This window comes from Prevotella sp. MGM1 (assembly GCF_002933775.1).
Taxonomy (GTDB): Bacteria; Bacteroidota; Bacteroidia; order Bacteroidales; family Bacteroidaceae; genus Prevotella.
Map to the genome: position 1 here is coordinate 1 of NZ_BEWV01000208.1, position 25,781 is coordinate 25,781.

The 25,781-nt window shown below is 49.1% G+C and carries 14 protein-coding genes; 9 read left to right on the forward strand and 5 right to left on the reverse strand.

Going from position 1 to position 25,781, the window contains the following annotated elements:
- The 4 genes from MoGM_RS10560 to MoGM_RS10575 form a co-directional block, all read left to right on the forward strand.
- A partial coding sequence (locus MoGM_RS10560; RefSeq protein ID WP_104370014.1) for an alpha-2-macroglobulin family protein occupies nucleotides 1-2,109 on the forward strand: 2,109 nt, incomplete at its 5' end.
- Nucleotides 2,110-2,128: 19 nt separating this feature from the next.
- On the forward strand, nucleotides 2,129-3,190 hold the full coding sequence (locus MoGM_RS10565; RefSeq protein WP_233210262.1) for a DUF1573 domain-containing protein: 1,062 nt from the start codon (nucleotides 2,129-2,131) through the stop codon (nucleotides 3,188-3,190).
- A gap of 71 nt (nucleotides 3,191-3,261) precedes the next feature.
- Nucleotides 3,262-4,362, forward strand: a complete 1,101-nt coding sequence (meaB, locus tag MoGM_RS10570; RefSeq protein WP_104370016.1) for a methylmalonyl Co-A mutase-associated GTPase MeaB — start codon at nucleotides 3,262-3,264, stop codon at nucleotides 4,360-4,362.
- 135 nt (nucleotides 4,363-4,497) lie between these two features.
- Nucleotides 4,498-5,460 carry a 4-hydroxy-3-methylbut-2-enyl diphosphate reductase gene (locus MoGM_RS10575; protein ID WP_104370017.1) on the forward strand — a complete coding sequence of 321 codons (963 nt, stop codon included), beginning with the start codon at nucleotides 4,498-4,500 and terminating at the stop codon, nucleotides 5,458-5,460.
- A gap of 139 nt (nucleotides 5,461-5,599) precedes the next feature.
- Here the strand turns inward: MoGM_RS10575 and MoGM_RS10580 are convergent, their stop codons facing one another.
- From MoGM_RS10580 to MoGM_RS10600, 5 genes are all read right to left on the reverse strand, one after another.
- On the reverse strand, nucleotides 5,600-7,459 hold the full coding sequence (locus MoGM_RS10580; protein WP_104370018.1) for an alpha-glucuronidase: 1,860 nt from the start codon (nucleotides 7,457-7,459) through the stop codon (nucleotides 5,600-5,602).
- A 73-nt stretch (nucleotides 7,460-7,532) separates the two neighbouring features.
- Nucleotides 7,533-8,828, reverse strand: coding sequence for a glycoside hydrolase family 43 protein (locus tag MoGM_RS10585; RefSeq protein WP_233210270.1), 1,296 nt, complete (start codon nucleotides 8,826-8,828; stop codon nucleotides 7,533-7,535).
- Between the two features lie 73 nt (nucleotides 8,829-8,901).
- Nucleotides 8,902-9,867: a glycoside hydrolase family 43 protein gene (locus MoGM_RS10590; RefSeq protein ID WP_104370019.1), complete on the reverse strand. Its 966-nt coding sequence runs from the start codon at nucleotides 9,865-9,867 to the stop codon at nucleotides 8,902-8,904.
- Entirely contained in the window at nucleotides 9,864-10,976 is a 1,113-nt protein-coding gene (locus MoGM_RS10595) for an endo-1,4-beta-xylanase (RefSeq protein WP_104370020.1), read from the reverse strand. Before MoGM_RS10595 ends, MoGM_RS10590 begins: the two co-directional genes overlap by 4 nt.
- Before the next feature lie 44 nt (nucleotides 10,977-11,020).
- Nucleotides 11,021-12,511, reverse strand: coding sequence for an MFS transporter (locus tag MoGM_RS10600; protein ID WP_104370021.1), 1,491 nt, complete (start codon nucleotides 12,509-12,511; stop codon nucleotides 11,021-11,023).
- A gap of 180 nt (nucleotides 12,512-12,691) precedes the next feature.
- On the opposite strand from MoGM_RS10600, the gene MoGM_RS10605 reads away from it, so the two are divergent.
- From MoGM_RS10605 to MoGM_RS10625, 5 genes are all read left to right on the forward strand, one after another.
- A complete protein-coding gene (locus tag MoGM_RS10605; protein WP_104370022.1) occupies nucleotides 12,692-14,593 on the forward strand; it encodes a sialate O-acetylesterase in 1,902 nt (633 codons plus the stop codon).
- Between the two features lie 558 nt (nucleotides 14,594-15,151).
- Nucleotides 15,152-17,593, forward strand: a complete 2,442-nt coding sequence (locus tag MoGM_RS10610) for a TIM-barrel domain-containing protein (protein ID WP_104370023.1) — start codon at nucleotides 15,152-15,154, stop codon at nucleotides 17,591-17,593.
- Between the two features lie 122 nt (nucleotides 17,594-17,715).
- Nucleotides 17,716-19,035, forward strand: coding sequence for a xylose isomerase (gene xylA, locus MoGM_RS10615; RefSeq protein ID WP_104370032.1), 1,320 nt, complete (start codon nucleotides 17,716-17,718; stop codon nucleotides 19,033-19,035).
- Between the two features lie 909 nt (nucleotides 19,036-19,944).
- Complete coding sequence (locus tag MoGM_RS10620; RefSeq protein ID WP_233210264.1) at nucleotides 19,945-22,482, forward strand: hypothetical protein; 2,538 nt, start codon at nucleotides 19,945-19,947, stop codon at nucleotides 22,480-22,482.
- A 41-nt stretch (nucleotides 22,483-22,523) separates the two neighbouring features.
- Nucleotides 22,524-25,778, forward strand: coding sequence for a SusC/RagA family TonB-linked outer membrane protein (locus tag MoGM_RS10625; RefSeq protein ID WP_104370034.1), 3,255 nt, complete (start codon nucleotides 22,524-22,526; stop codon nucleotides 25,776-25,778).
- Nucleotides 25,779-25,781 lie beyond the last annotated feature (3 nt).

Genomic DNA, 25,781 nt, shown 5'->3' on the forward strand with positions numbered 1-25,781 from the left:
ATGCTGAACGGAATGATTCAAGGCGAGGCCGTGGCGACAAAGGAAATAATGATTCAGCCAAACGTGCCGCGCTTCGTACGCATGGGCGACAAATCGCAGATAACCGCACGCATCTTCAACACGGGTACGGAAACGGTGAAAGGCACCGCAAGGATGGAGCTGATAGACCCGGAGACGGATAAGACGGTATATAAAGAGGCAAAGCAGGTGACGATAGATGCCGGCGGCACGTCAGGCGTGACGTTCGGTTACAGTCCGTCGGTAGGACACACCCTGTTGATATGCCGTATTTCCGTGTCGGGTAAGGATTTCAGCGACGGCGAGCAGCACTATCTGCCGGTACTTCCCGATCGTGAGCGGGTGACGGTCACTGTTCCATTCACCCAGAACGGGCCGGGAGTGAAGACGATAGACATATCGAAACTGATACCGGTAAAAGACGGACAGACCAAGCTCACGGTCGAATACACTGATAATCCGGCATGGATGATGGTGCAGGCGCTGCCAGTGATAGCCTCGCCGAATGCCGAAAACGCCATAGATCGCATGGCGGCGGTATATGCCAATACCGTGGCCGCAAGCATAATGGGCGGCAGTCCTAAGATAAAGGCCGCTATCGCACGGTGGAATATGGAGAGCGGCAGTGAGACATCGATGATGAGTGCCATGAAGAAAAACGGTGAATTGAGGGATATTGTACTCGCTGAGACACCGTGGGTGGCCGATGCCGACAATGAGGATGAGCAGAAACGGCAAATCGCCGACTTGTTGGACGGGGCGCAGATAGAAAGCCGCACTGTTTCCACGGTAAGGAAACTTATCGATACACAAAATTCCGACGGGTCGTGGGGCTGGTGTCCGGGAATGAGAGGAAACCCGTATGTCACAGTGACCACGGTACAAATGTATGCCCGGATGAAGGCTATGACCGGCAATGAGGCCGGTTGCGGGGCAATGATGGACAAGGCGTTCAAATATATGGACGGTGAGATTGTGAGGTTGGTAAGTGACATGAAGAAAGCGGAGAGCAATGGAGTGGAACAATCTTTCCCCGGAATGATGCCGTTGCAATATCTCTATTCGATGGCGATAAGCGATCGCAAGCCGTCGAACGCCGCACGCTCGGCATGCGATTATCTGATAGCGTTGTTGAAAAAGGACATTGCAAGCCAGTCAATATATGCCAAGGCGCTCACGGCAATAATACTCGCCAGACATGGAGAGACGGCCAAGAGCCGCGAGTATGTGCGGAGTTTGAAAGAATATACTGTATATAACGAGGAGACGGGGCGCTATTACGACACACGGAGGGCAAGCTATTCATGGTGCGACTATAAGATACCGGCACAGGTGGCGGCAATAGAAGCCATAAAGGCGGTGACCCCGGCCGATGGCAAGACGATAGGTGAGATGCGCCGCTGGTTGTTGCAGCAGAAGCGCACGCAGGCATGGGACACTCCTATAAACAGCGTCAATGCTGTATATGCTTTCCTTTTCGACAACACTAACGCACTGTCGGCAGGAACAGAAACGGTGCTTGCCATAGACGGGAAAAGGCTCGAAACACCGGGAGCGACGGCTGGATTGGGATATGTGAAGACTGCCGTCACAAATCCGAGAGGCACGGAACTGACGGCAACGAAGACATCGGAAGGCACGTCATGGGGTGCTGTATATGTACAGTACATGCAGAAGACACCGGAGGTGAGCGCCACCGGAAGCGGGATAAAGGTGAAAAGGGAAATAATACCATCGGGAACTGACGGCAAGAAAACCGTGAAGGAACTTTCCGTGGGCGACCGTGTGACGGTGAGAATAACGGTAGAGGCAAGCCGCGACTTTGACTTCGTGCAGATAACGGACCGCCGCGCGGCCTGCATGGAGCCGGTGAATAGGCTCAGCGGATACAGGAACGGTGCGTATATATCGCCAAAGGACAACTCGACAAACTATTATATCGACATGCTTCCGAAAGGAACATGGGTGATAGAGGATGTATACTACATAGACCGTGCGGGTACATACGAGACCGGAACATGTGCCGCAGCTTGCGTATATGCGCCGGAGTATCGTGCAACGGAGAAATCGCAGACGGTAAACGTGAAGTAAGTAATATTTGGATATGGAAATGAAAACGATAATAACACAACTGTTGCTGTTGGCTGCCATGCCTGTGGCGGCGCAGAGACTGACGGTAGCGAAGAAGACGGTGGACTGTGGAAAGGTGGCATACGAGAAGCCTGTGACCGCAACGTTCGAACTTCGCAACAAAGGGATTAGAAAACTGAAAATAACGGAAGTGAAAGCCGGCTGCGGATGCACGAAAGTGGAATATCCGACAGAGGACATTCCGGCGGGAGACAAGTTCACGCTCAGACTGACATACGATTCCCGCCAACTCGGACACTTCGACAAGAGTGTTCGAATAGTCAGTAACGGAAGCAAGCAACCGGTATATCTCAACATGAAAGGAGTGGTGGTGGAAGATCTGAAAGATTACTCCGCGTCTTATCCTTTCGCGATAGGCGAACTGCTCACCGACCGTAATGAAATAGAGTTTGACGATGTGAACAAGGGCGATAACCCGGTGCAGGAGATATATATCATGAATGCGGGGACAAAGGTGTTTACGCCGAATATGATGCACCTGCCGCCCTATCTCTCGGCAGTGGTGACCCCGGAACGGTTGGCACCGGGACGCTCAGGGAAGATAGAGGTGATGCTGAACTCGGCAAAACTGCATGATTTCGGTCTTACCCAGACATCTGTTTACTTGGCTCGTAACATAGGCGAGAAGATCAGTAATGACAATGAGATAACAGTGTCGGCAGTGCTTTTGCCCGATTTCACAGGTATGACGGGCGCACAGCGGCAGTATGCACCGAAGATGAAGCTGTCGGCCGAGACTCTCGATATAGCCTTTGACGGCAAGTCGAAGAAGACGGAAGAGATAGTGATAACAAATAACGGGCGCACTGCTTTGAAGATAACATCGCTGCAAATGTTTACATCGGGATTGAAAGTCACGCTCGGAAAGCGTGAGATAGCAGCGGGAGAGACAACCAAACTGAAAATAACGGCCCAGCGCGACGAACTGAAAAAGTTGCGCTCGAAGCCCCGTGTGCTGATGATTACCAATGACCCGGACAAACCGAAGGTGGCAATAGAGGTGAGGATAAAGAACGATTAGCGGTCCGTATTTCTGTTGTGACAGATAGATATTATATTTATTTACCGATTATGAATGATTGATTGTGAACTATGGAGCATCCGGAGAATAACGAAGAATACAAAGGACTGACGGTCAATGGAGGCGTGGAGCAGCCGTCGATAGTAAATCCGTACTTGAAGCGCAACCGTTTCCGACGCCGCGAACTTTCAGTAGCCGAGATGGTTGACGGAATAATACGCGGCGATGTGACGGTGCTCAGTCAGGCGGTGACACTTGTTGAAAGCGTAAACCCCGACCATGTGGCAAAGGCCCAGGAAGTGATAGAGAAATGTCTGCCGCATAGCGGCAATTCGATACGTGTGGGAATAAGCGGTGTGCCGGGCGCGGGTAAGTCTACAAGTATAGACGAGTTTGGCGTCCATGTGCTCGACACGTATGGCGGAAAGCTTGCCGTGCTGGCCATAGACCCCAGTTCGGAACGCTCGAAAGGAAGCATACTTGGCGACAAGACGCGAATGGAAAAACTCGCCCAGCACCCCAAATCGTTTATCCGTCCCAGCCCGTCGGCAGGCTCGCTTGGCGGTGTGGCACGTAAGACCCGTGAGACAATAATACTCTGTGAGGCTGCCGGATTTGATAAAATATTCGTAGAGACTGTGGGAGTGGGGCAGAGCGAGACAGCCTGTCACTCAATGGTGGACTTCTTTTTGCTTATCCAACTTGCCGGAACGGGCGATGAGTTACAAGGCATAAAGAGGGGAATAATGGAGATAAGCGACGGGATTGTGATAAACAAATGCGACGGAGAGAACGTGGATAAGTGCAAACTTGCGGCCACGAGTTTCCGCAATGCGTTGCATTTCTTCCCCATGCCGGAAAGCGGGTGGACACCGAAGGTGTTGTGTTACAGTGGTTTTTATGGTATCGGCATCAAGGAAATATGGGATATGGTGTATGAATATATTGATTTTGTCAAGGCAAATGGATATTTCGACTATCGCCGTAACGAACAAAGCAAATACTGGATGTATGAGAGCATAAATGAGCATCTGCGTAACAATTTCTACAACAATCCGCTTGTTCGGTCGCGTTTGAAAGAGTCTGAGCGTATAGTGCTTGACGGAGAGAAAACGAGTTTTACCGCCGCGAAAGACTTGCTTGACATGTATTTCGATGTGTTGAGAAAATGACTTTCAGGCAGATATCTGTTCTGTGGTGTGCCATGAGACGGTGAAAGAGGAATGGTGGCCATGGTATATGAATGATTGATTAACCGTGGTAAGGAATCTTTGATTAGCAATAATTGTTCAACGCTTATTTTGATTATGCTTCAGATAGAGATAGACAACGGCAGCGGGTTCTGCTTCGGAGTGACAACGGCCATCAGCAAAGCCGAAGAGGAGTTGGCCGAGGGAAAGACGTTATATTGCCTTGGTGATATCGTGCATAACGGCATGGAATGTGAGCGCCTGAGAAAGATGGGGCTGATAACCATCAATCATGATGAGATGCGCAATCTGCACGATGTGAAAGTACTGCTCAGGGCACATGGAGAACCGCCGGAGACGTATGAGTTGGCTCGAAGAAACAATATAGAAATCATTGACGCTACTTGTCCTGTGGTGCTGCAATTGCAACGCAGGATAAAGAAACAGTATGAAAAGGCAGGAGAGGCAAAGGCTTTTGTGGAAACCGGTGAAGAGGAAACCGGCGGTGTGATGGAGCGGAGTAGGAGTGAAGCGCGTCATGAGGCCTCGTCCGGACGGCAGGTTGCGGCCGCCCCGCAGATTGTTATATTCGGAAAAAACGGACATGCGGAAGTGCTCGGGTTGGTAGGACAGACGGAGAGTCACGCCATTGTGATAGAGCAGTTTGATGATGTGAAGCGTCTTGATTTCATGCGTGATATATACCTTTATTCGCAAACGACAAAGTCACTCGATGAGTTTCATAAGATAACAGAGTATATACAGAGCCATATATCGCCCGTTGCGGAGTTTCGCAGTTTTGATACTATCTGCCGGCAAGTGGCCAACAGAATGCCTAATATAAGTACTTTTGCCACACGCCATGACCTTATTCTTTTTGTTTGCGGCAGGAAAAGCAGTAACGGGAAGGTGCTTTTCAACGAATGTCTGAGGGTAAACGGAAACAGTCATCTTATAGAGGGGCCGGAAGAGATAAGGCCTGAGTGGCTTGAAGGAATAAGTACTGTTGGTATATGTGGGGCCACGAGCACACCGAAATGGCTTATGGAGCAATGTCGTGACGCTTTGTTGAAGTTGTGATTTCAAAGTAAGGCAAGTATTTAAAATGAATTGAGCAAGTAGGTTTGCTCAATGATGATATAATAAATGTGCGTTTAGGAGAAATGCTTCTCCTAAACGCACATTTATTATCATTGTGGATAAAGCTTGGTGATAAACTTTATTTGGTCGCGAACTTGCTGAAATAGTCCAGACAGGTGTCGCGCCATTCCTTGGCATCTTTAAGCTGTATACTTAGTTTTTCGTTTACTTCCTGCCATCTTTGCGGGTCTATTAGTTTTTTTGACTCTTGCCATATAGAGGCAAAGTCCTCTACTTCTTTCACTCCGCGATTATATCTGTACTGCATTTCGTCCCATAGTGTTCGTCCGCTCAGTGTGCGGTAGGTCCATGGTACATGGTGGAACCATAGCAGATAACGTTCCGGACATGTCGTCATACTGTCATATATGGTGCAGTACGGTGTCGGGTACTGCGCTGTAGCTCCCGTACCTTTGGTGCTTCTGTCGAATCCTACGCCTGCCGAGTCTGCCTGATGGTAGTACACAGGGCACCATTCTAACGGATAATCGGCCTTAAAACCGTCAGGTTCTGGTCCGTAGTGATGGTCGAACTTAAAGATGTGGTGCAGTCCGAGGGGCATCATGTAGTCAACACATGCTTCACGTGAGCGGAGCATCATCGACAGAATGGCTTCGTCGCGGACGAATGTTTGTTCGAGCCATTCTTCTGCGATATTGCGTGACGACAAGTCGGGATTCCATGCCAAGCGTCCGAACGCATACCAGTTTGCCTGCGCAAAATGATGGCCGCACCAATTCGCATCGTCTCCAATGTTGGCGACTCCGGCTATGCCAATGAGTTTTTTAGGGTTGACGAAAGAGAAAAACTCTTTCCACATGGGTGCGAGATATACCAGGTGATTGGATTGTCCGAGATATTCCTGTGTGATTTGGAGTTCAGCTATCTGCGGGGTCTTCTGCATTCTGTCGAATATCGGTGCGTACGGTTCACGCGGCTGGAAGTCGAGTGGGCCGTTCTTTGACTGCAAAATAACATTTTTTCTGAACTTACCGTCACAAGATTCGAACTCCGATACGGCTTGTTTTACCCTGTCTTCACCTTTATGGTTGGCACCGTATACGAAACTGCGCCAGATGATAGTGCCTCCGAATGGGGCAACGGCATCGGCGAGCATGTTTGCTCCGTCGCTGTGACTGCGGCCGTAATCTCCGGGGCCGGGTTGACCTTCGGAATTGGCTTTAACAAGAAAACCGCCGAAATCAGGTACCTCACGATATATCTCTTTAGCCTTTTTCTTCCACCATTGACGTACTCCGGTATTCAAAGGGTCAGCTGTTCTCAATCCGCCGAGTCTCATAGGTGATGCGAAGTTGACCGATAGATATACGCGTATGCCGTAAGGGCGCAGAATGTCAGCGATTTGTTTTACCTTCAATAGATAAGGGCGTGAAAGCATTTTTGGAGATGCGTTCACGTTGTTCAGAACCGTTCCGTTTATTCCAATGGAAGCATTTGCCCTTGCATATTCGTGTATACGTGCTGTATCAAGGCGCATTTCTTTGTTCCAAAAAATGCTTGGTCCCGCATATCCGCGTTCTATCGAACTGTCGAGATTGTCCCAATGATTGAGTATACGTAACCCGAATGCTGGTTGATTTACTCCTTGTGTCATATCGTTCCGAAGCAATGCGTAAGCTCCATAGAGTAGTCCGATGTCGCTTCCGGCGCTGATTTTTTTATCATTCTGCGTTCCGGAAATGACATAACTTCCGTTTGTCGGCAGCGATTTGTCAATATTCAGTGCAACTGATTTACCGTCATAGTATTGTTCCAGTTCTTTTTTTGCTATCTCGGCGGTAGCCGATTTCGAGTGAATTGTTACTTTGGCGGTATTGTACGGTTTGTGTCGCATCCATAGTTTACTGCCGTCCTCTGCCATGACAGTAAGGTTGAACAGTAGTAATGATATGGTGCACAACAGACTTTTTTTCTGCATTTGAATTGAATTTGTTAAAAGGATATTCTTTTGTTATTGGGCAAATACCTTTTGTTTTAGTTTCAGGACATTGTTATTTGAATTCCCACCAGTCGAGATTAAACAGGTTCTTGCTTTGTTTGGTAGAGCCTTTGAACACGAAGTAAAGATCATGCAGGCCGGTGGCACTCTTTATATCCGTCTCAAATACCTTCAGTTCCGACTTGGTGTTTGCTATATTAACGCTGCCTATCATTTTCCCGTCTGTGGCGTCAAGGCGTATCTCTATTGTGCCGCCGTATAGGTGGCAGGATGCGCTTATCTTGAATACAGAGGCTCCTTTGGCGAAATCCACTCCTTTCACCATGATGTATTCCCCGTCGTCTATTCCGGTTACGAGTTGATTCCACCGATCTTTGCCCCATGGGTTTTTCGTTACCGTTTCCAAACCGTATCCCCATGCCATTGTTTCGGCCTCTACTTTCCTGAAAGGATTGAACGGCTCTATCTGCTCCAATTTACAGTCGAGGAAGTAAGGGAGCTCCTGAATGGTTCCATCGGCATTGTACGTCATCTCTGCGGCAGAGACCGATCTGCGTTCCGCATGACGGCCTGTTTCGAGACGGAACACATCGTAATTCAGTCCAAAACAATATGATTTGCCTTTGTAGTCGATGATACCAGGGTGGTTTCCGCGTGTGCGGCTTGTGTGGTTCATGATGTGGCCTTTATATTCCCATGGGCCGGTCGGTGACTTGCTCATGGCATAACCGATTCCTTCCGGACAGCAGGTGGATGCAAATGCCATATAGTAATGTCCGTTACGCTTGTAGCACCACGGCCCTTCCTGATAGTCTTTGATGTGCGGTATCCGGACAATCTCACCTGAATATGAAATCATGTCTTTGTTGAGTTTCACGTAGTATGTGTTTGGATTGCCCCAGTACATATATGCCTGGCCGTCATCATCAATGAATACAGTAGGGTCAATGTCGTCCCAATGTTCTTTCTGCCATACCAAAGGTTTGCCTATCGGGTCTTTGAACGGTCCGTAAGGAGAATCGGCCACGAGAACACCTATGCCATGTCCGTGTATCGGGCAGTACATATACCATTTCCCGTCACGTTCTATTACCTGCTCGGCCCATGCTCCGTTGTTGCCTTTATACCACTCGAAATCTTTCAAAGAGGCGACGGCTCCGCGGTCTTGCCAGTTCACCATGTCTGTGGAAGTATAAAGCAGCCAATCTTTCATGTGAAATCCTTCCGCGTCGTTTTCGTCATGAGTAGTGTACAGATATATCGTGTCATTGTGCACCATTGGGGCGGGATCAGCGGTATATTTGGTCTGTATGATTGGCATATTAAGCTCTTGTGCCGCCGAATTCATGAAAGAGAAAAAAACTGTCGCAACAGTCGTGAGAATATGATATTTGTTCATAGATATCTTCTTTTAATATACGTCAATTGTTGATCACCGGTTTAATGGTGCCATCTTCATTGTAGTATAGTTTCTGTACTTTTAGAGAACGCAGCCATGTAATATCTCCCGATGGAACGCAGTCATGATAGAACAGATACCATTCTCCTTTGTATTTCACGATGCTGTGGTGTGTGGTCCAGCCGACAACGGGTTCAAGGATTACTCCTTGGAACGTGAACGGTCCGTAAGGATTGTCACCTATGGCATAGCACAACAGATGAGAATCTCCTGTTGAGTATGAGAAATAGTATTTACCGTTGTACTTGTGCATCCATGATGCCTCAAAGAAACGGTGCGGGTCATTTGCTTTCAGCGGATTACCGTCTTTGTCTATGATAATTATCGGTTTCGGCTCTTCGGCAAATTGGAGCATATCCTTGCTCATTCGTGCTACACGTGATGGCAGGGCAGTCTCGTCTCCTTCCGGCAGGTGTGCGCTTTCAAGTGCCTTGTTGTCGCGGTAACGCTGGAGCTGTCCGCCCCACAGACCGCCGAAATATACATATATCTCACCGTCATCATCCTTAAATGCGCACGGGTCGATAGAATATGACCCCCTGATCGGATCCTGTTGAGCAACGAACGGGCCGTGTGGGGCATCTGATACTGCCACTCCGAGGTGGAATATATCATTCTTGTCTTTTGCGGAATAAATCAGGTAGTACTTTCCGTCACGTTCCGCCACGTCGTTGTCCCACATCTGACGGCCTACCCATTCCACATCGTCTACGCATAGTATTTGGCCGTGGTCCGTGACTTCTCCTTTTTCAACGTCATCAAGTGACAGTACATGATAATCTTTCATTTCGAAATGCCCTCCATCGTCATCTTCTGCCGCGCCGCTGTCCCAGTCATGGCTGGGGTATATATATAAGCGGTCGTTGAACACATTGGCTGATGGGTCGGCCATATAGTCACTCGGAAATAAATATCTTGGCTGTTTCATTTGCTATATAGTTTTATGATATCTTCTACTACAGGTTTTGCTTTATAATCACGGTCGAAGAGCAGGGGATAGTTGGTGCGGCCGGGCACGGGCCAGCCGTTGAGCCACGAATTTGCATCGCTGATACCCCAAAGGTTTATTCTTGATATCTTATCACGGTGGCGATAATAAATCTTGAAAAATTCAAATATCCTTTCGTTCAGTTCCTTTGCCTTGTCTTTCGGAAGTCCGTTGGTGTATGGGTTGTATTTCTTCTGATAGTCGAAGTTCTGTTCCACAGCCGCACCGCCAAAGCCCTTCGGATTTGGTAGCACATTGAAGTCCAACTCCGTAATCATTACTTTCACTCCGCAGTCGGCAAAAGCTAAAAGCGATTTCTCGTATTCGTCCACGTTTGGATAGTCAAGTCCGTTGTGGCTTTGCATGCCTACACCGTCTATTCTCAGTCCTTTTTCCTTGAGATGCTTTACCAGTTTGCATGTCGTTTCGCGCTTTCCTTTCTGCGACATCGAATAGTCATTGTAGTAAAGTTCAGCGTCGGGGTCAGCTTCATGTGCCGCCTGGAAAGCGATGTCGATAAATTCTTCGCCTATTATGTTGTAGAATGGAGATTTACGGAACGTTCCATTATCTTCGATGGCTTCGTTTACAACATCCCATCCGTGAATTCTTCCTTTGTATCGTCCCACAACCGTATGTATATGCGCTTTTATTCTCTTGATGAGTTCTTCACGAGTCACTTGCTGTCCGTCTTTGTCTTTAAAGAACCAACCTGGAGCCTGTGAGTGCCATACGAGGCAGTGGCCAATCGCTTTCAGGCCGTTCTGTTCGCAATAATCCACAAAATTATCCGCCGCGCGGAAGTCGAAACGTCCTTCCTCTGGCTGAAGCGGCCCGCTTTTCATGCAGTTTTCCGCCACTGCCGTATTGAAATGCGTGCGGACAATGGCTGATGCCGCTGCATCAAGCCCGTCCGACTGCCTTTGATTGAGGGAGGAACCGATGAGGCAGTACTGCCCCACGGTCTCCTTCATTCCTTGTTGCGCATACGCTGCGAACGAGGATACTACAACTACTAAACTACTGATAAAAATTCTTGCTGTTTTCATAATTAATACCTATTGATTTGTTCATTCTAATGTAAGATTATTTCTTATTGGTTTTTACGCCTCACGGAAAGTTCGGCTTGCATATTCTCATTGAATTCCTTGGTTATCGGGTAGAAGAATAACGCCACTACACCGATACCGAATAATACGGCAGGTACGATAGAAGAGACAAGGCGTATGCCTTCCATTGCCGTCTCTGATTGTGAAGCGGCGTTACCCGACACATATCCGAAAGCGGAAAGTATCAATCCTGCAAAAGCTCCTCCGATGCCTAATCCTGCTTTAAGCGCGAATACCACTCCGGAGAAACAGAAGCCTGTCGCACGTCTGTGGTTCACATATTCCACATGGTCGGCCACGTCGCCAATCATCGCCCAGAGCAATGGCACTGTCGGGGCGTATGCCAATGACTTCAATATGCACAGTACAAACATAAACCCTACGTCTGACGGTTGAGGTAGATAGAACATCGCCGTGAACAGGGCGGTCAGCGAGAGACATACTATAAATGTCTTCTTCTTGCCGTATTTGTTTGCCAGATAGCCCGACAGGCAAATCACTCCGATGAACTGTACCAATGCTCCCACCATGTTGAAAAGCGAGAAGCCTATCGCGAAAGCGTCTCCTTCTTCATGTGCTATCAGGTTGAATGCGCCCAATACGGTTGCCATTACGCCCGTTTTTTCATATCCGGGGTCGGTCAGTCCGAAGTCTGCAAGGAATTCATATAACGAAAGCTGGTTTACGTTGTATTGGAAATAGAAGCTCATCGCCGAGCCCCACATGGCCAGTGTTATGAACACGAAAAGCGTCAGTACGAACATCGCACGCCATGGAATGTTGGAAACCGTGCCTTTTATGTCATCTTTTATACTTACTTTTTGTGTCTTGGGCGGCTGTATTCGCTCTCTGGATGAGAGGAATGCGATGATAAGGAAGACAAACGCGATTATGGCAAACAGGCTGATCGTGCACAGCCATCCGTGCTGAAGGTCTCCTTTGCCGAACTTGTTGACAAGAGGCAGTGTCAGTCCTTGCACAACGAACTGTGCTATTGTGGCCGCCACAAATCTTATTGACGTTATGCTGGTACGTTCCTTGATGTCTCCGGTCATCACTCCTCCTAAAGAAGAGTACGGAGTGTTGTTGAAAGAGTACATCGCCATTAATAATATGTATGATATGGTGGCATAGGTAGCCACGAGTCCTTTATCTTCTATTCCGGGATTATAGAACGCCAATACGTAGAACACCGCGAACGGCAGGGCGGTCCATAACACCCAAGGCCTGTATTTTCCCCATCTTGTCTGTGTGCGGTCGCTGAGTATTCCCACTGCGGGATCAACAAATGCGTCCACTACGCGTGCGATGAGCAATACGCTTCCTGCTATTGCCCCGTCCAGCCCGAAAACGTCCGTATAGAATTTCAGCTGGAAAATCATCATCATCTGGAAGACAAGGTTTGCTGATGCATCACCAAGTGAGTAGCCTATTTTTTCTCCCAATGATACTTTTTGTGAGATTTGTTTTTCCATTGTAAGTTATGTCTTTTAAATTTTCCGCTTACAAAGATAGTGTCTTTTTTTACTTAATCCGATTGCATACGTCACATAAGTTTTCTTATTTGTTTCACGGGCTGATCTTCTTGTGTTTAAAAGGGCTTTTTATTAAAGTAAAACATATAATTTTGTGGAGAAGAAAATATATCCGAGCGTATGAAAATAAAGTTTATTTTATCAGTTGTTACGGCACTCTGCTTTTCTTTCTGCGTGAGTGCCAAGGTTGTCATGCCGCAGTTGTTCCAGTCAGGCATGGTGGTCCAGCGAGGCAAACCTGTGATAATATGGGGCAAGGCCGACAAGGGAGAGAAAGTCACGGTTACATTCCGAAAAAAAGTTTATGAGACTTCGGCTGACGGAGATGGTAACTGGCGTGTCAGGTTGCCCAAGCAGAAAGCAGGCGGTCCTTATGTAATCCGGGTCAATGACCTTGAGATAAAAGATGTGCTTGTAGGCGATGTGTGGCTCTGTTCGGGGCAGTCTAATATGGATTTGCAGGTAGAGCGCGTCTATCCACAGTATACGACAGACATTGATTCTTATTCCAATAATGACATACGTCTGTTCCATGTGCATAACGAGACGGCGATACACGGACCCAAGAGAGATGTGCGGCCTACGTCATGGAAACCCGTCACAAAGGAAAACGCATGGAATTTTTCTGCGATAGGCTATTTCCTTGCCCGCGAGATGTATGAGAAGACGAAGGTGCCGCAGGGTATCATAGCCGACAGTTGGGGCGGTACGCCTATCCAGTCATGGATATCCGCCGACACGATGAAGAACAATTTCCCTATGGAATACCGCCGTTCGCTGCTTTATCAGAACGATGAGATGATAAGGTCGCAGATGCGTGCCAATCAGTTGGCCAATCAGCGTTGGTTCGAGGTCATGAACGAGACTGACCCTGGAATGAGCGAAGACTTCACGGCTCTCGGTTATGACGACAGCAAGTGGATCAAGAAAAACCAGTACGACAATCTTACCGGCGAGCGCAGTTATATGGGCTCGTTCTGGGTTCGCCAGCACATAAAGGTTGACGCCGCTCATGCCGGAAAACCGGCGCGTCTTCTGGTTGGAACGTTGTACGACCAGGACTATACGTATGTCAACGGGCAAAAGGTCGGAGAGACCGGCTACCAGTATCCCCCGCGCCGCTATAATGTGCCGGCGGGACTGTTGCGTGAGGGCGACAACGCTTTGACGGTGCGTTTCATTACCAAGGGCGGAAATCCGCATTTCATAAAGGATAAGCCGTATAAGCTCATTTTTGAAGACGGTGTCGAGATACCTTTGTCCGAGCAGTGGAGTGTCCGTGAGGGTGCCCGTATGCCCAGATGCCACAATAGTGAGATAAATGTCCATTATCTGCCGATTACGCTTTATAATGCGATGATTTACCCTCTTGCCCCTTATCCAGTTTCTGGCGTTGTGTGGTATCAGGGCGAGTCGAATACGGGTGACGGCCAGATATACGAGAGTATGCTGACCAAGCTTATTGAAAACTGGCGCCAGTTGTGGAACGATTCCGATATGCCGTTCGTTGTGGTGCAGCTTGCCAACTTCATGGAGCCGAGCGATAAGCCGCAAGACAGCGGATGGTCGTGGGTCCGTGAGGCTCAGCGTCTCACCGCGAAGCATGTTCCTAACACTGAGCTTGCCGTGGCTATAGATCTCGGCGAGGCGGTGGATATACATCCGCTCCGCAAGCGCGAGGTCGCTCAGCGTGCCGCGCTGGGTTTCGAGAAGATGCTCTTCAATCCGAAGGTAAAGCTGTCTCCCGAAGTGATATCTTCGGAAGTAAAGGAAGGCAATGTCGTTCTCACACTCGATCAGCAACTTAAGCCGGGAACTCTTTATGAATTTGAGCTTGCCGGTGCCGACGGCAGGTATCATAATGCCGAGGCAGTGGCCGACGGAAGCACTATAACAATAAAGTCTTCCTTAAAGTCCCCGAAGTCTGTCCGTTACGCATGGAAGAACAATCCCATACGCGCGAACGCTTATGGAAAGAACGAATTGCCGTTGTCTCCATTCCAGTTGGTAATAGGCGAATAGTGTTTTTTCATTATTTTGATATGTCGATATAATTAGAATTGTATTTCGGTTCCCTGTCTTGCGGCTTGAATACCGGTCTCGGTTTGGTATCCTTCCTTTGGCAGTGATTTCGTAAATCGAGGGCGCTTCTTTTCCGTTTACATCCTTGTCGGTGTATACGGGATAGGGAGCGCCCTTGTTTTTTTGTCCTCGACTTTATTTCTTTTTTTTGCCGCTTACGTATCCTTGCGGTTGTCTTGCCTGTTATTCATTTATTGATGGTGATGGGCTTTATGTCCCGTCTTTTGCGGATTGTATGTCCCGTACTTTCCGCTGTGTTGTTGTCGGGGCTGTGGATATTGGTTGATGATAGGGCCCTATGGGAAGGTTTGTTTCATTTCAGTTGATTACCTAATGATTTTTGGGGCATTCAAATATGGCGTATTTGTCTTTTTGTGTTTTTATTTTTGTTTCATATATTTATTCCGTGGTTTCATTGGTTAAGTTTTATTGAGTATGATTGACAAATGTCTTTTTAAATGTCTACTTTTGCAGTATAACTATAAATACTGTTAATCTATGAGGATTGGTGAAAAGTTGTTTTTTATAGCGATGATGTTTTGTGGTTCGGCTGTGTACGCGCAGACATATCAGCTTACAGATGGCGGGATTAAATCCGTTGTCGGTTCTACCGATGTGGAATTGAAGTTCTACGACGCTTCCACGGTAAGGGTGTTGAAGTCGCCGCAAGGAAAGGTTCTCGAGAAAAAGAGCCTTGCGGTTGTTGAAGAACCCGAGAAAGTCAGGTTGTCGATAAAAGAGAACGGGAGCGATGTGCGTTTGAGAACCTCGGCCATGGAAGTGGCTTTCAATACCGAGACAGGCATCGTGACCTTTTATGCTCCGGACGGCAGCCGTCTGCTCGCCGAGCAGGGACAGCCGTCGTTCAAGGAGTTCGACGATGCGGGAAACAATACTTTCACGGTGAAACAGGCGTTCGGGCTTGACAAGGACGAACCGCTGTACGGACTGGGTATTCTGCAGAACGGCAAGATGTCGCAGCGCGGCCAGACCAAGCGTATGGTGCAGGGGAATGTTGAAGATTTCATACCGTTTGTACAGTCGGTCAAGGGTTATGGCATATATTGGGACAACTATTCTCCCACCGATTTCATCGACACGGACAAAGAGACTGCTTTCCGTTCGGAGGTCGGCGACTGCATAGATTATTATTTCATGTATGGAGGAGATGCCGATGGCGTGGTGGCAAAGATGCGCCGCCTGACGGGCGACGTGCCTATGATACCTCTGTGGGCATACGGATACATGCAGAGCAAGGAGCGGTATAAGAGTCAGGATGAGATAGTGGGGGTATTGAAAAAATACCGGGAGTTGAACGTGCCGATAGACTGTGTCATCCAGGATTGGCAGTACTGGGGGCACAATTATCTGTGGAATGCCATGGATTTCCAGAATCCCCTGTTCCGCAACCCGCAGAAAATGATGGATGACATCCATGCGATGAACGGCCGTGTGATGATATCCATCTGGTCTTCGTTCGGTCCGGCCACACGGCCTTACCGTGAACTTGACGGCAAGAACATGCTTTTCAATTTCGGAACGTGGCCCCAGTCGGGAGTCGACTCATGGCCCCCGGACAGGAATTACCCTTCCGGCGTGAGGGTGTACGACGCTTATAATCCGGAGGCCAGAGACATATATTGGAAATATCTGAACGACGGTATTTTCAAATACGGTATGGACGGATGGTGGATGGACTCCACGGAGCCGGACCATCTCGACTTCAAACCGTCAGACTTCGACACCAAGACCTATATGGGCTCGTTCCGCAAGGTGCGCAACGCATATCCGCTGATGACTGTCGGAGGCGTGTACGACCACCAGCGCGCCGTCACTTCAGACAAGCGTGTGATGATACTCACCCGCAGCGGCTTTGCCGGACAGCAGCGCTACGGTGCCAATGTATGGTCGGGCGATGTAAGTTCGTCGTGGGAGACATTGCGCAAGCAGGTTCCAGCCGGCCTTAACTTCACGCTCGCCGGCAATCCTAACTACAACAGTGATATTGGCGGTTTCTTCTGCAGCCATTACAACAAGAGCTATGCCGACGGCAAGGCGACGAGCAATCCCATGTTCCGGGAACTGTATGTGCGTTGGCTGCAGTTTGGCGCTTTCAATCCGATGATGCGTTCCCACGGCGCCGATGCTCCGCGGGAGATATACCAGTTCGGCAAGAAAGGAGAGCCGGTGTATGACGCTATCGAGAAGACCATACGTCTGCGCTACTCGCTTCTGCCTTATATATATTCCACTTCGTGGGACGTATGCCACCGCCGAGGCAGCTTCATGCGCGCTTTGGTGATGGATTTTGCCGGTGACCGCAATGTGTGGGACATGAACGACGAGTATATGTTCGGCCGCTCCATCCTCGTGGCACCGGTGTTGGAGGCTCACTATACTCCTGAGGTGGCGGTGAATGTCAATGAGACCGACGGGTGGAACCGTGACGGGAAGAAAGTGGAGAGCAACGTGCAGGCCGATTTCACCAAGCCGCATAATTCCAAGGTATATCTTCCTGCCGGCACCGTCTGGTATGATTTCTGGACAAACGAGCGTCATGAGGGTGGCAAGGAAATATCCAAGACGACAACCATCGACATCATTCCGCTTTACGTCAGGGCCGGAGGCATAGTGCCGATAGGTCCCGATGTGCAGTATTCCGGAGAGAAAGCGTGGGACAACCTCGAACTCCGTGTATATACGGGAGCCGACGGTGAGTTCACGATATATGAGGATGAGTTTGATAATTACAATTATGAAAAGGGTGCGTATACCGAAATTCCCGTGACATGGAACAATGCGTCTCGAAGGCTTACCATAGGCAAGCGCAAGGGAGCGTATGCCGGCATGCTGCAAAAGCGCAAGTTCACGGTGGTCACTCAGGACGGTGTCCGTAAGACTGTGAGCTATGACGGCAGGAAAACAAGTGTCAGACTGTGATGCCGGAACATGGTTTTGCGGGTATGATACGGATGTGAAAGCAATGTAGGCCGTATGTGAATGCAGACAGTCGGGATATTTTAAATTTGCGAACGATTTCAATAACAACAATAAACATTTATATTATGTCAAAAGAGTATTTCCCTTCGATCGGTAAGATTCCTTTCGAAGGTCCCGAGAGTAAGAACGTGATGGCTTTCCATTACTATGATCCCGAGAGGTTGGTAATGGGTAAGAAGATGAAAGACTGGCTTCGTTTCTCGATGGCCTGGTGGCACACCCTTTGCGGCGCGTCCGGTGACCAGTTCGGCGGTCAGACCCGCAGCTACGAGTGGGACAATTCCGACGATGCCTTGCAGCGTGCCAAGGACAAGCTTGACGCCGGCTTCGAGATAATGGGCAAGCTCGGTATCGAGTATTTCTGCTTCCACGACGTAGACCTTGTCGACGAGGGCTCTACGATCTCCGAGTACGAGTCTCGTATGTCTGCGATCACCGACTACGCTCTTGAGCGTATGGGTCAGACCGGCATCAAGCTTCTTTGGGGCACCGCCAACGTTTTCGGCAACAAGCGCTACATGAACGGCGCCGCTACGAACCCCGACTTCGACGTCGTGGCGCGTGCGGGTGTCCAGATCAAGACCGCCATCGACGCCACGATCAAGCTTGGCGGCCGCAACTACGTTTTCTGGGGCGGCCGCGAGGGCTACATGAGCCTGTTGAACACCCAGATGCAGCGTGAGAAGAACCACCTTGCCTGTATGCTGAGAGCCGCCCGTGACTACGCCCGCTCCAAGGGCTTCACCGGCACGTTCCTTATCGAGCCTAAGCCCATGGAGCCCACCAAGCACCAGTATGACGTTGACACAGAGACCGTTATCGGCTTCCTTAGGGCTAACGGTCTTGACAAGGACTTCAAGGTCAACATCGAGGTTAATCACGCGACCCTTGCCGGCCACACATTCGAGCATGAGCTTGCCGTCGCGGTGGACAACGGCATGCTCGGTTCCTTGGACGCCAACCGCGGTGACGCCCAGAACGGCTGGGACACGGACCAGTTCCCCATCGACAACTACGAGCTGACCCAGGCCATGATGCAGGTAATCCGCAACGGCGGCCTTGGTGATGGCGGCTCCAACTTCGACGCCAAGCTTCGCCGTAACTCAACTGATCCCGAGGACATCTTCATCGCCCACATCAGCGGCATGGACGCCATGGCCCGCGCGTTGTTGAACGCGGCCGCAATCCTTGAGGAGAGCGAGCTTCCCTCAATGTTGGAGGAGCGCTACTCCAGCTTCGACAGCGGCATCGGCAAGGACTTCGAGGACGGCCGTCTTACTCTTGAGCAGATCTACGAGTATGGCAGGCAGGTCGAGGAGCCTAAGCAGACGAGCGGCAAGCAGGAGAAGTATGAGACGATAGTTGCTCTTTACACGAAGTGATGGCGCTTTACGTTAAAATAAGTTTGTAAAATGTTTGACGGCCGGCGGTTAATAAATGATCGTCGGCCTTTTTTTATGTGTTTGTAATAATAAAGTCACGGATTTAACACTTTGGTTTTTCGTGAAATAGAAAAACAACTCTATACTCTTTGCGATACACATCGCGATAGTCGTTTTGCGGGAAAGAGATATTCTTGCCTTTTTCTTGCGACGGGATGCCCGTTGGGGCGTGGTTGGTATCTTGTTGCGTTGCGTTCGGATACTCGTTGCATCGCAACGGGACGCTAAATGAAAGGCAATTAGGTACTCGTTGGCGAAAAACGGGAAAGCGATGAGATACGGTTTTACCATAAAACAAGGTGTGGCTGGTGTATGCGTCTGATTGACAGGTGGTTATGTTAGACAACGAAATACGGCGGTATTTTTGGCCATGGGACTTTAATTTTAAAATAATTGAAGTACGAGAGCCTTTTTGTAATATTATTTCATGTCTTTCTCCTTGTGCGGTATGGTGTTTTCGAGTCGTAAAAATAAACTCCCCGGCAGTCTTTCATGTTGTTCCCGTGTAATGCCCTGATGTTGTTTGGCATGGTGGTGTGCAGGACGTTTTTTTTGATGTCTGTGGGATTTTGGCGAATGTAATACGGCTAATACAATATTGCATCATTTAACGTTCTTTATTCCTTTAAAACAGTGTATTATGGGGTTTTGAGACGTTTTGCAAAACAAATGAAACAAAATGATAAATCCGTGGGCATTTAGAAAACCCTTGTAGACATACGGCTAATATATAATAGCGCGTTTTTGTTAACTTTGTTCGTGAAAATTTAAAAAGGCATAATTGGAATACCATGTAGTTAACTAACTTTAATAAAAATATTCAAAATCAAATAATCAAACCAAAAAATTATGAAAACCGAAAAACAATTCGTTAGAAGAAGCCGTCATTGGCTGTTAGCCGGGGTTGTGCTTATGGCAGGAGCTCTTGGTCCGACGTCTTGTTCGGAGTACGACTTGGACAAGGAAACGCCCGCAGGGTGGGGTTCCTCGATTTACAGTTGGCTCGATGAGCAAGGCAATTATACCAATACGGTTCGGATTATCGACGACTTGTCCTATCGCAATGTGCTGGGCAAGACGGGTTCGAAGACCCTGTTTGTAGCGGACGACGCGGCATTCGAGCGTTTCTATGCCAACAACACTTGGGGAGTGAAGAGTTACAAAGACTTGTCGGAGTCGCAGAAAAAACTGCTGCTTTTCGGCAACATGATCGACAACTCGATGCAGCTGAACAGCCTGTCGAGCGTTGAGGGACCTATCGAAGGCGAGTGCATGCGCAGATTTGCGTCGAACACACCCTACGACTCTGTAATGGTGCTCAATGCGGAGCAGATGCCTGACAATCCCTATTGGAAGAGATACAAGGAAGCGAACAAGATAGTGTGTATGGGTGATAACTCCACAGTGCCGTTGATTCACTTTGTAGAGAAGATGCTCGAAATGAAGCGGATCACCAATGAAGACTATAACTTCCTGTACAACTACACCACCAACCGCAAGGCCGGAGATGCCAGCGTGAACGGTGTGCAGGTGGAAAATCCGAATATAAAGTGTTCCAACGGATTCATACATAAGATGGAAGAGGTGGTGACACCGTTGTCCAACATGGCAGAGATAATAGCCCGTAAGCCCAATGTGAGCAAGTTTAACTCGCTCTTGGAGCGTTTCTGCGCTCCGTATTGGGTAGGCGAGGAGATGAATGTGCGCTATAATGATATGTATGGCACGACCGACTCTCTGTTCCAGAAGCGGTTCTTCTCGGAGAAGTCACAGAATGGAGTTGCTTTGAACATGTCTCCTGACAATACTCCGGTGAACGGACTGTTGCAGTTTGACCCGGAGTGGAACGCTTATTATACGGGAAATAACGACCTCGGCGGCAATGTGGCCATGGAGAGAGACATGGCCGTGATGATGGTGCCGAGCGACGAGGCGATGGAAGAGTATTGGAACAATGGTGCCGGCCGTGTGCTGAAAGACTATTACGGATCGTGGGAGAATGTGCCCGACAACGTGGTTTCAAAACTTATCAACAACAACATGCTCACATCTTTCATATCATCTGTGCCGTCTAAGTTTGAGGATATCCTCAACGACGCAAACGACCCGATGGGCGTGAAGACCGAGGCGGTAGACTCTGTATGGCTCGGATGCAACGGTGCCATATATCTGACAAACCGCGTCTATTCTCCGACGGCATATGTGAGCGTAAGTTTTCCGGCCCTTATCAACGAGACGATGAATATTCTCAACTGGGGTATCGACCAGTTGCAGTATAACGTATATCTCAACTCGCTTAATTCTTATTACAGCTTCTTCCTGCCTACAAACAAGGCCATGCTGGAATACATAGATCCTTGTTCTTACGGAAAGAGCAGGACGCAGCTCTACCGTTTCCATTACGATCCTACCAAGCCGGAGACGGACAGGGTGTGGGCCGGAATATTCAACTATGACGTGACAACGGGTGAGGTGCTCGACTCTATCGGCCGTGCCTCTACCGACCAGGTGAAGAACAGGCTGAACGACATTCTGAACACACATATTGTAATAGGTAATGTGGAAGACGGAAAGACCTACTACCGTACCAAGGGAGGCACTGAAATCCGTGTGAATAATGTCAATAACGGAGCCGGAAGCATGACCGTAGAGGGCAGTTACCAGATAAATGAAGGCAGTCCGCTCGTGGTGACCGACATATACGATCAGACCAAAGACGGTAACGGAAAGACATATATACTTGACGGAGGTCCCATCTTGGGTACGCGCCACACCGTGCGCGATGTACTGGCAAGCGACGAGAGATATTCTGCGTTCCTGGATTTGCTCGACGGTACAGGCCTGTTGGAGCAGATACACCTCAACCGCAATGCTTGCGGCGGTGACAACATTTCCACATTCAATACATATCATTACACCGTATACGTGCCTACCAACGAGAGCATAAAGGCTATGCAGCAGGCAGGTAAGCTGCCCACATGGGAACAGGTGGAAGTATTGGAAAATGCCGGACTGTTGGCCGAGAAGACACGCGACTCGCTCGCCATTGTCAATTTCGTGAAATATCATTTGCAGGACAATTCGCTGTTCATAGGTGCCGCCGATGAGAGCGGAGACTATGAGACGGCGTTGATAAACCCGGAGACAGGACGTTTCCATCGTCTGACATCACAACTGGACGAAAACGGCATCACCATCCGCGACGAGGGTGGAAATACACGCAAGGTGCTGACCGACGATGAGCGTATTTACAATCGCATGGCACGCGAGTATCAGTATGATCACATAGACAAGACGCAGGCCGGCCGAATAGAGACAACGTCATCAGCCGTGGTACATTTGATAAATAGACCGCTGTTATTAATAAAAGACCCAATTGAAAATTAATTATGGATACCAAGATAAAAAAAGCACTGTTGTACTCCTGTATGGGGCTATGCTTCTGTCAGGGAGCCATGGCACAAAAGGCAGGCGACATAGTCAGCGGAACCGTGACCGATGCTTTTGGCCCGGTGATGATGGCTAATGTGGTAGAGGTAGACGCGGCGAACCGTATCGTGGCTTCTACCGTCACAGACATGAGCGGTAACTTCTCGTTCAAGCTGAAAAGTCCTAAAAACCGTCTGCGTGTATCTTTCGTAGGATACAAGACAGTCACAATGCCGATAAACAAGACACGCTTCGTGGTAAAGATGACAGATGCCACGCAGATAAAGGAAGTGACCGTGACTTCACGCCGCAGGGCGCAAGGCTCGGGCTTGTCCATTCCTATGGACGAGGTGTCGTCATCACGCCAGACCATAAACATGTCCGAGTTTGACGGATTGTCGATGACAACTGTCGATGAGGCGCTTCAAGGACGTATTGCCGGTCTTGACATCGTGGCGAATTCGGGTAACCTCGGATCCGGCTCATCGATGCGCCTCCGCGGTGTGTCGACCATCAACAGTTCGGCCGAGCCTCTGATAGTTGTCGACGGCAATGTCTGGGAGACAAACACTAACGACTTTGACTTCCAGTCGGCCAATGACGAGAAGTTCGCTGAACTTCTCAACGTCAATCCCGACGATATAGAGAGCATCTCGGTGCTCAAAGACGCGGCCGCGACCGCAATATGGGGATCGCAGGGCGCCAACGGCGTAATCGAGATAAAGACGAAGCGCGGTATACGAGGTCGCACGAGAGTGTCTTACTCTTTCCGCCTCACGGGCACTTACCAGCCCAACGGATATGAGATGCTCAACGGTGACGAGTACACCATGTTGCTGAAAGAAGAGTATTTCAATCCGAAATTGAGCGACGCCACGAGCGATATTCCGGAATTGAATTACAATCCGTCATTCTCGGAATATGAAATGTATAACAACAATACCGACTGGCTGAAAGCGGTGAAGCAGACCGGATGGCGGCAGAACCACTCGCTTGCGCTGACGGGAGGAGGAGAGAAAGCGAGATTCCGTATCGCGGCCGGATATGACCATGAGACCGGTTCTATCATCAAGCAGCAGCTTGACCGTTTCACGTCGCGTGTCAATCTTGATTATAATGTGAGCGACCGAATAGCGATTGAGACCAATATCGCCCTCACTTACACCAAGAACAAGAAGAACGCGGCCGACCTTTTGGCTACCGCTTATATACGTATGCCGAACGTGTCGATATACGAGCAAGACAGATACGGGAATGATCTCGGTGAGTTCTACAACATGCTACCCACCATTTCGCCGGCATTGCGCGACCAGTTGGATCACATGAATCCGGTGGCGGTAGCCCATCTGGCAGAGAACGACGAGACGAGCTACAACATCGTGCCTGAGTTTAAGTTGAAGTACAACCTGCTCGGACTGAGCGACGACAAGACGAGACTCACATACGAAGGTAAGGTGGTATTCAACATATTCAATAAATATGAGGATATGTTCATGCCGTCGTCATTGAACACACGCGGATGGAACGACACGGACAAGAAGCAGAGCAACCGCACGACGGCCAACTCTTCAAAGAGCCTCGGAGTGACCACGACACATACTCTTACTTTCACTCCTCATTTCCGCAACGAGGACCACTCGATGATGATGTTGCTTCGCGGACAGTTGACGGATGGTAACTCGACATCCCAGCATACTGTGACATGGGGATTGCCGTCGGGCAGTATCACAAGCCCGGGCGCTCCGGCGTTGATAGCCGAGATGAACACGGGTAGCGGACAGTGGCGCAGCATATATCTGACGTATTCTCTGCACTATGCATACAAGAAACGCTATGCTTTCGACTTCTCGGTGCGCCGTGACGGAAGCACGAAGTTCGGTCCGGACCAGAGATGGGGTAATTTCCCTGCCGTGTCCTTACGCTGGAATATCAGCAAGGAGCCTTGGTTCGAAAAGACATTCCCGTGGATATCCATGCTCTCTGTTCGTCCGGGATGGGGTATCGTGGGTAAACAGCCAAATGCCGAGTACTTATATTTCAGTAAGTACGCCAACGGTGCCGGATATATGAACGAGGGTAGTATACATCCGCAGAACATACAGTTGAAGAACCTGAAATGGGAGCAGACGGAGACATACAACCTCGGTATAGACTTCGGTTTCTTCAATGAGAAACTTACCGGTAACGTGGAGATCTACGCTCAATATGTGACAGACCTGTTGATGCAGAATAGAGGTATACCGACTTCTTCCGGTTTCCCGACCCTTGCCTATCAGAACGTAGGTAAGATGAAGAACGTGGGATGGGAGTTCAACATCAACGGTAACCGTATCGTAAAGGCCGGAAAATTCGGACTGGATTTCAACATCACCTTTGCGAACAACAAGAACCAGATAACCGAAATGGACGAGACTTGTCTCGCTTCGCTCAACAATGAGTTTAACCGCAGTAACGGCTCGTATCTTTCACGAGTGGAGCTCAACCGCGCTTTGGGAAGCATCTACGGATTTAAATACAAGGGTGTATACCAATATTCGGAGTATTCGGAGAAGGAAGTGCCCGGTGTGAGCGGCCCCAACGCTCCCGTGGTGCGTGACGCTAACGGAAAAGTGTTTATTGACGAGAGCAACAGGACAAAGCCGATGACTTTCTGCTACGGTACATCCGCAGAGTATGAGTTTAAGGGTGGCGACGCCATATATGAAGACATAAACCATGACGGACAGATCAACGAGCTTGACATCGTTTATCTCGGCTCGTCACTGCCCAAGGTTACCGGAGGTTTCGGATTTAAGTTGTCATGGGGACGCCTTTCATGGAACAACCAGTTTAACTTCCGTTTCGGCAACAAGATTATAAACGCGGCACGTATGAATGCCGAGAACATGTATACAAACAACAACCAGAGCCGTGCGGTGAACTGGCGCTGGCGTGTTGAGGGCGATATGACGGAAGTTCCCCGTGCGCTCCGTCAGGCGGGTTACAACTGGCTTGGCTCGGATCGTTTCGTGGAGGACGGTTCTTTCGTGCGTCTGAACTATACTCAGCTGTCTTACTCATTCGAACCTAAGTTCGTGAAGAAGATAGGATTGAGCATGCTTAATGTATACCTGTCGGCAAACAATCTGTTGTGCCTGACAAAATATTCCGGCGCCGATCCGGAAGTGGGATATGGCAATCTCGGCATTGTGACAGACAATGCCAAGACACCGCGTGCCAAATCATTCACATTCGGTCTTACTGTACAATTTTAAATG

What these genes read in the sequence shown, in the direction of transcription:
- MoGM_RS10565 (WP_233210262.1), top strand. Translation starts at nt 2,129, where the DNA reads ATGAAAACGATAATAACACAACTGTTGCTGTTGGCTGCCATGCCTGTG.
- MoGM_RS10590 (WP_104370019.1), bottom strand. Translation starts at nt 9,867, where the DNA reads ATGAAACAGCCAAGATATTTATTTCCGAGTGACTATATGGCCGACCCA.
- MoGM_RS10595 (WP_104370020.1), bottom strand. Translation starts at nt 10,976, where the DNA reads ATGAAAACAGCAAGAATTTTTATCAGTAGTTTAGTAGTTGTAGTATCC.
- MoGM_RS10620 (WP_233210264.1), top strand. Translation starts at nt 19,945, where the DNA reads ATGAAAACCGAAAAACAATTCGTTAGAAGAAGCCGTCATTGGCTGTTA.
- MoGM_RS10625 (WP_104370034.1), top strand. Translation starts at nt 22,524, where the DNA reads ATGGGGCTATGCTTCTGTCAGGGAGCCATGGCACAAAAGGCAGGCGAC.
- MoGM_RS10600 (WP_104370021.1), bottom strand. Translation starts at nt 12,511, where the DNA reads ATGGAAAAACAAATCTCACAAAAAGTATCATTGGGAGAAAAAATAGGC.
- meaB (WP_104370016.1), top strand. Translation starts at nt 3,262, where the DNA reads ATGGAGCATCCGGAGAATAACGAAGAATACAAAGGACTGACGGTCAAT.
- MoGM_RS10575 (WP_104370017.1), top strand. Translation starts at nt 4,498, where the DNA reads ATGCTTCAGATAGAGATAGACAACGGCAGCGGGTTCTGCTTCGGAGTG.
- MoGM_RS10605 (WP_104370022.1), top strand. Translation starts at nt 12,692, where the DNA reads ATGAAAATAAAGTTTATTTTATCAGTTGTTACGGCACTCTGCTTTTCT.
- MoGM_RS10585 (WP_233210270.1), bottom strand. Translation starts at nt 8,828, where the DNA reads ATGAATTCGGCGGCACAAGAGCTTAATATGCCAATCATACAGACCAAA.
- MoGM_RS10580 (WP_104370018.1), bottom strand. Translation starts at nt 7,459, where the DNA reads ATGCAGAAAAAAAGTCTGTTGTGCACCATATCATTACTACTGTTCAAC.
- MoGM_RS10610 (WP_104370023.1), top strand. Translation starts at nt 15,152, where the DNA reads ATGAGGATTGGTGAAAAGTTGTTTTTTATAGCGATGATGTTTTGTGGT.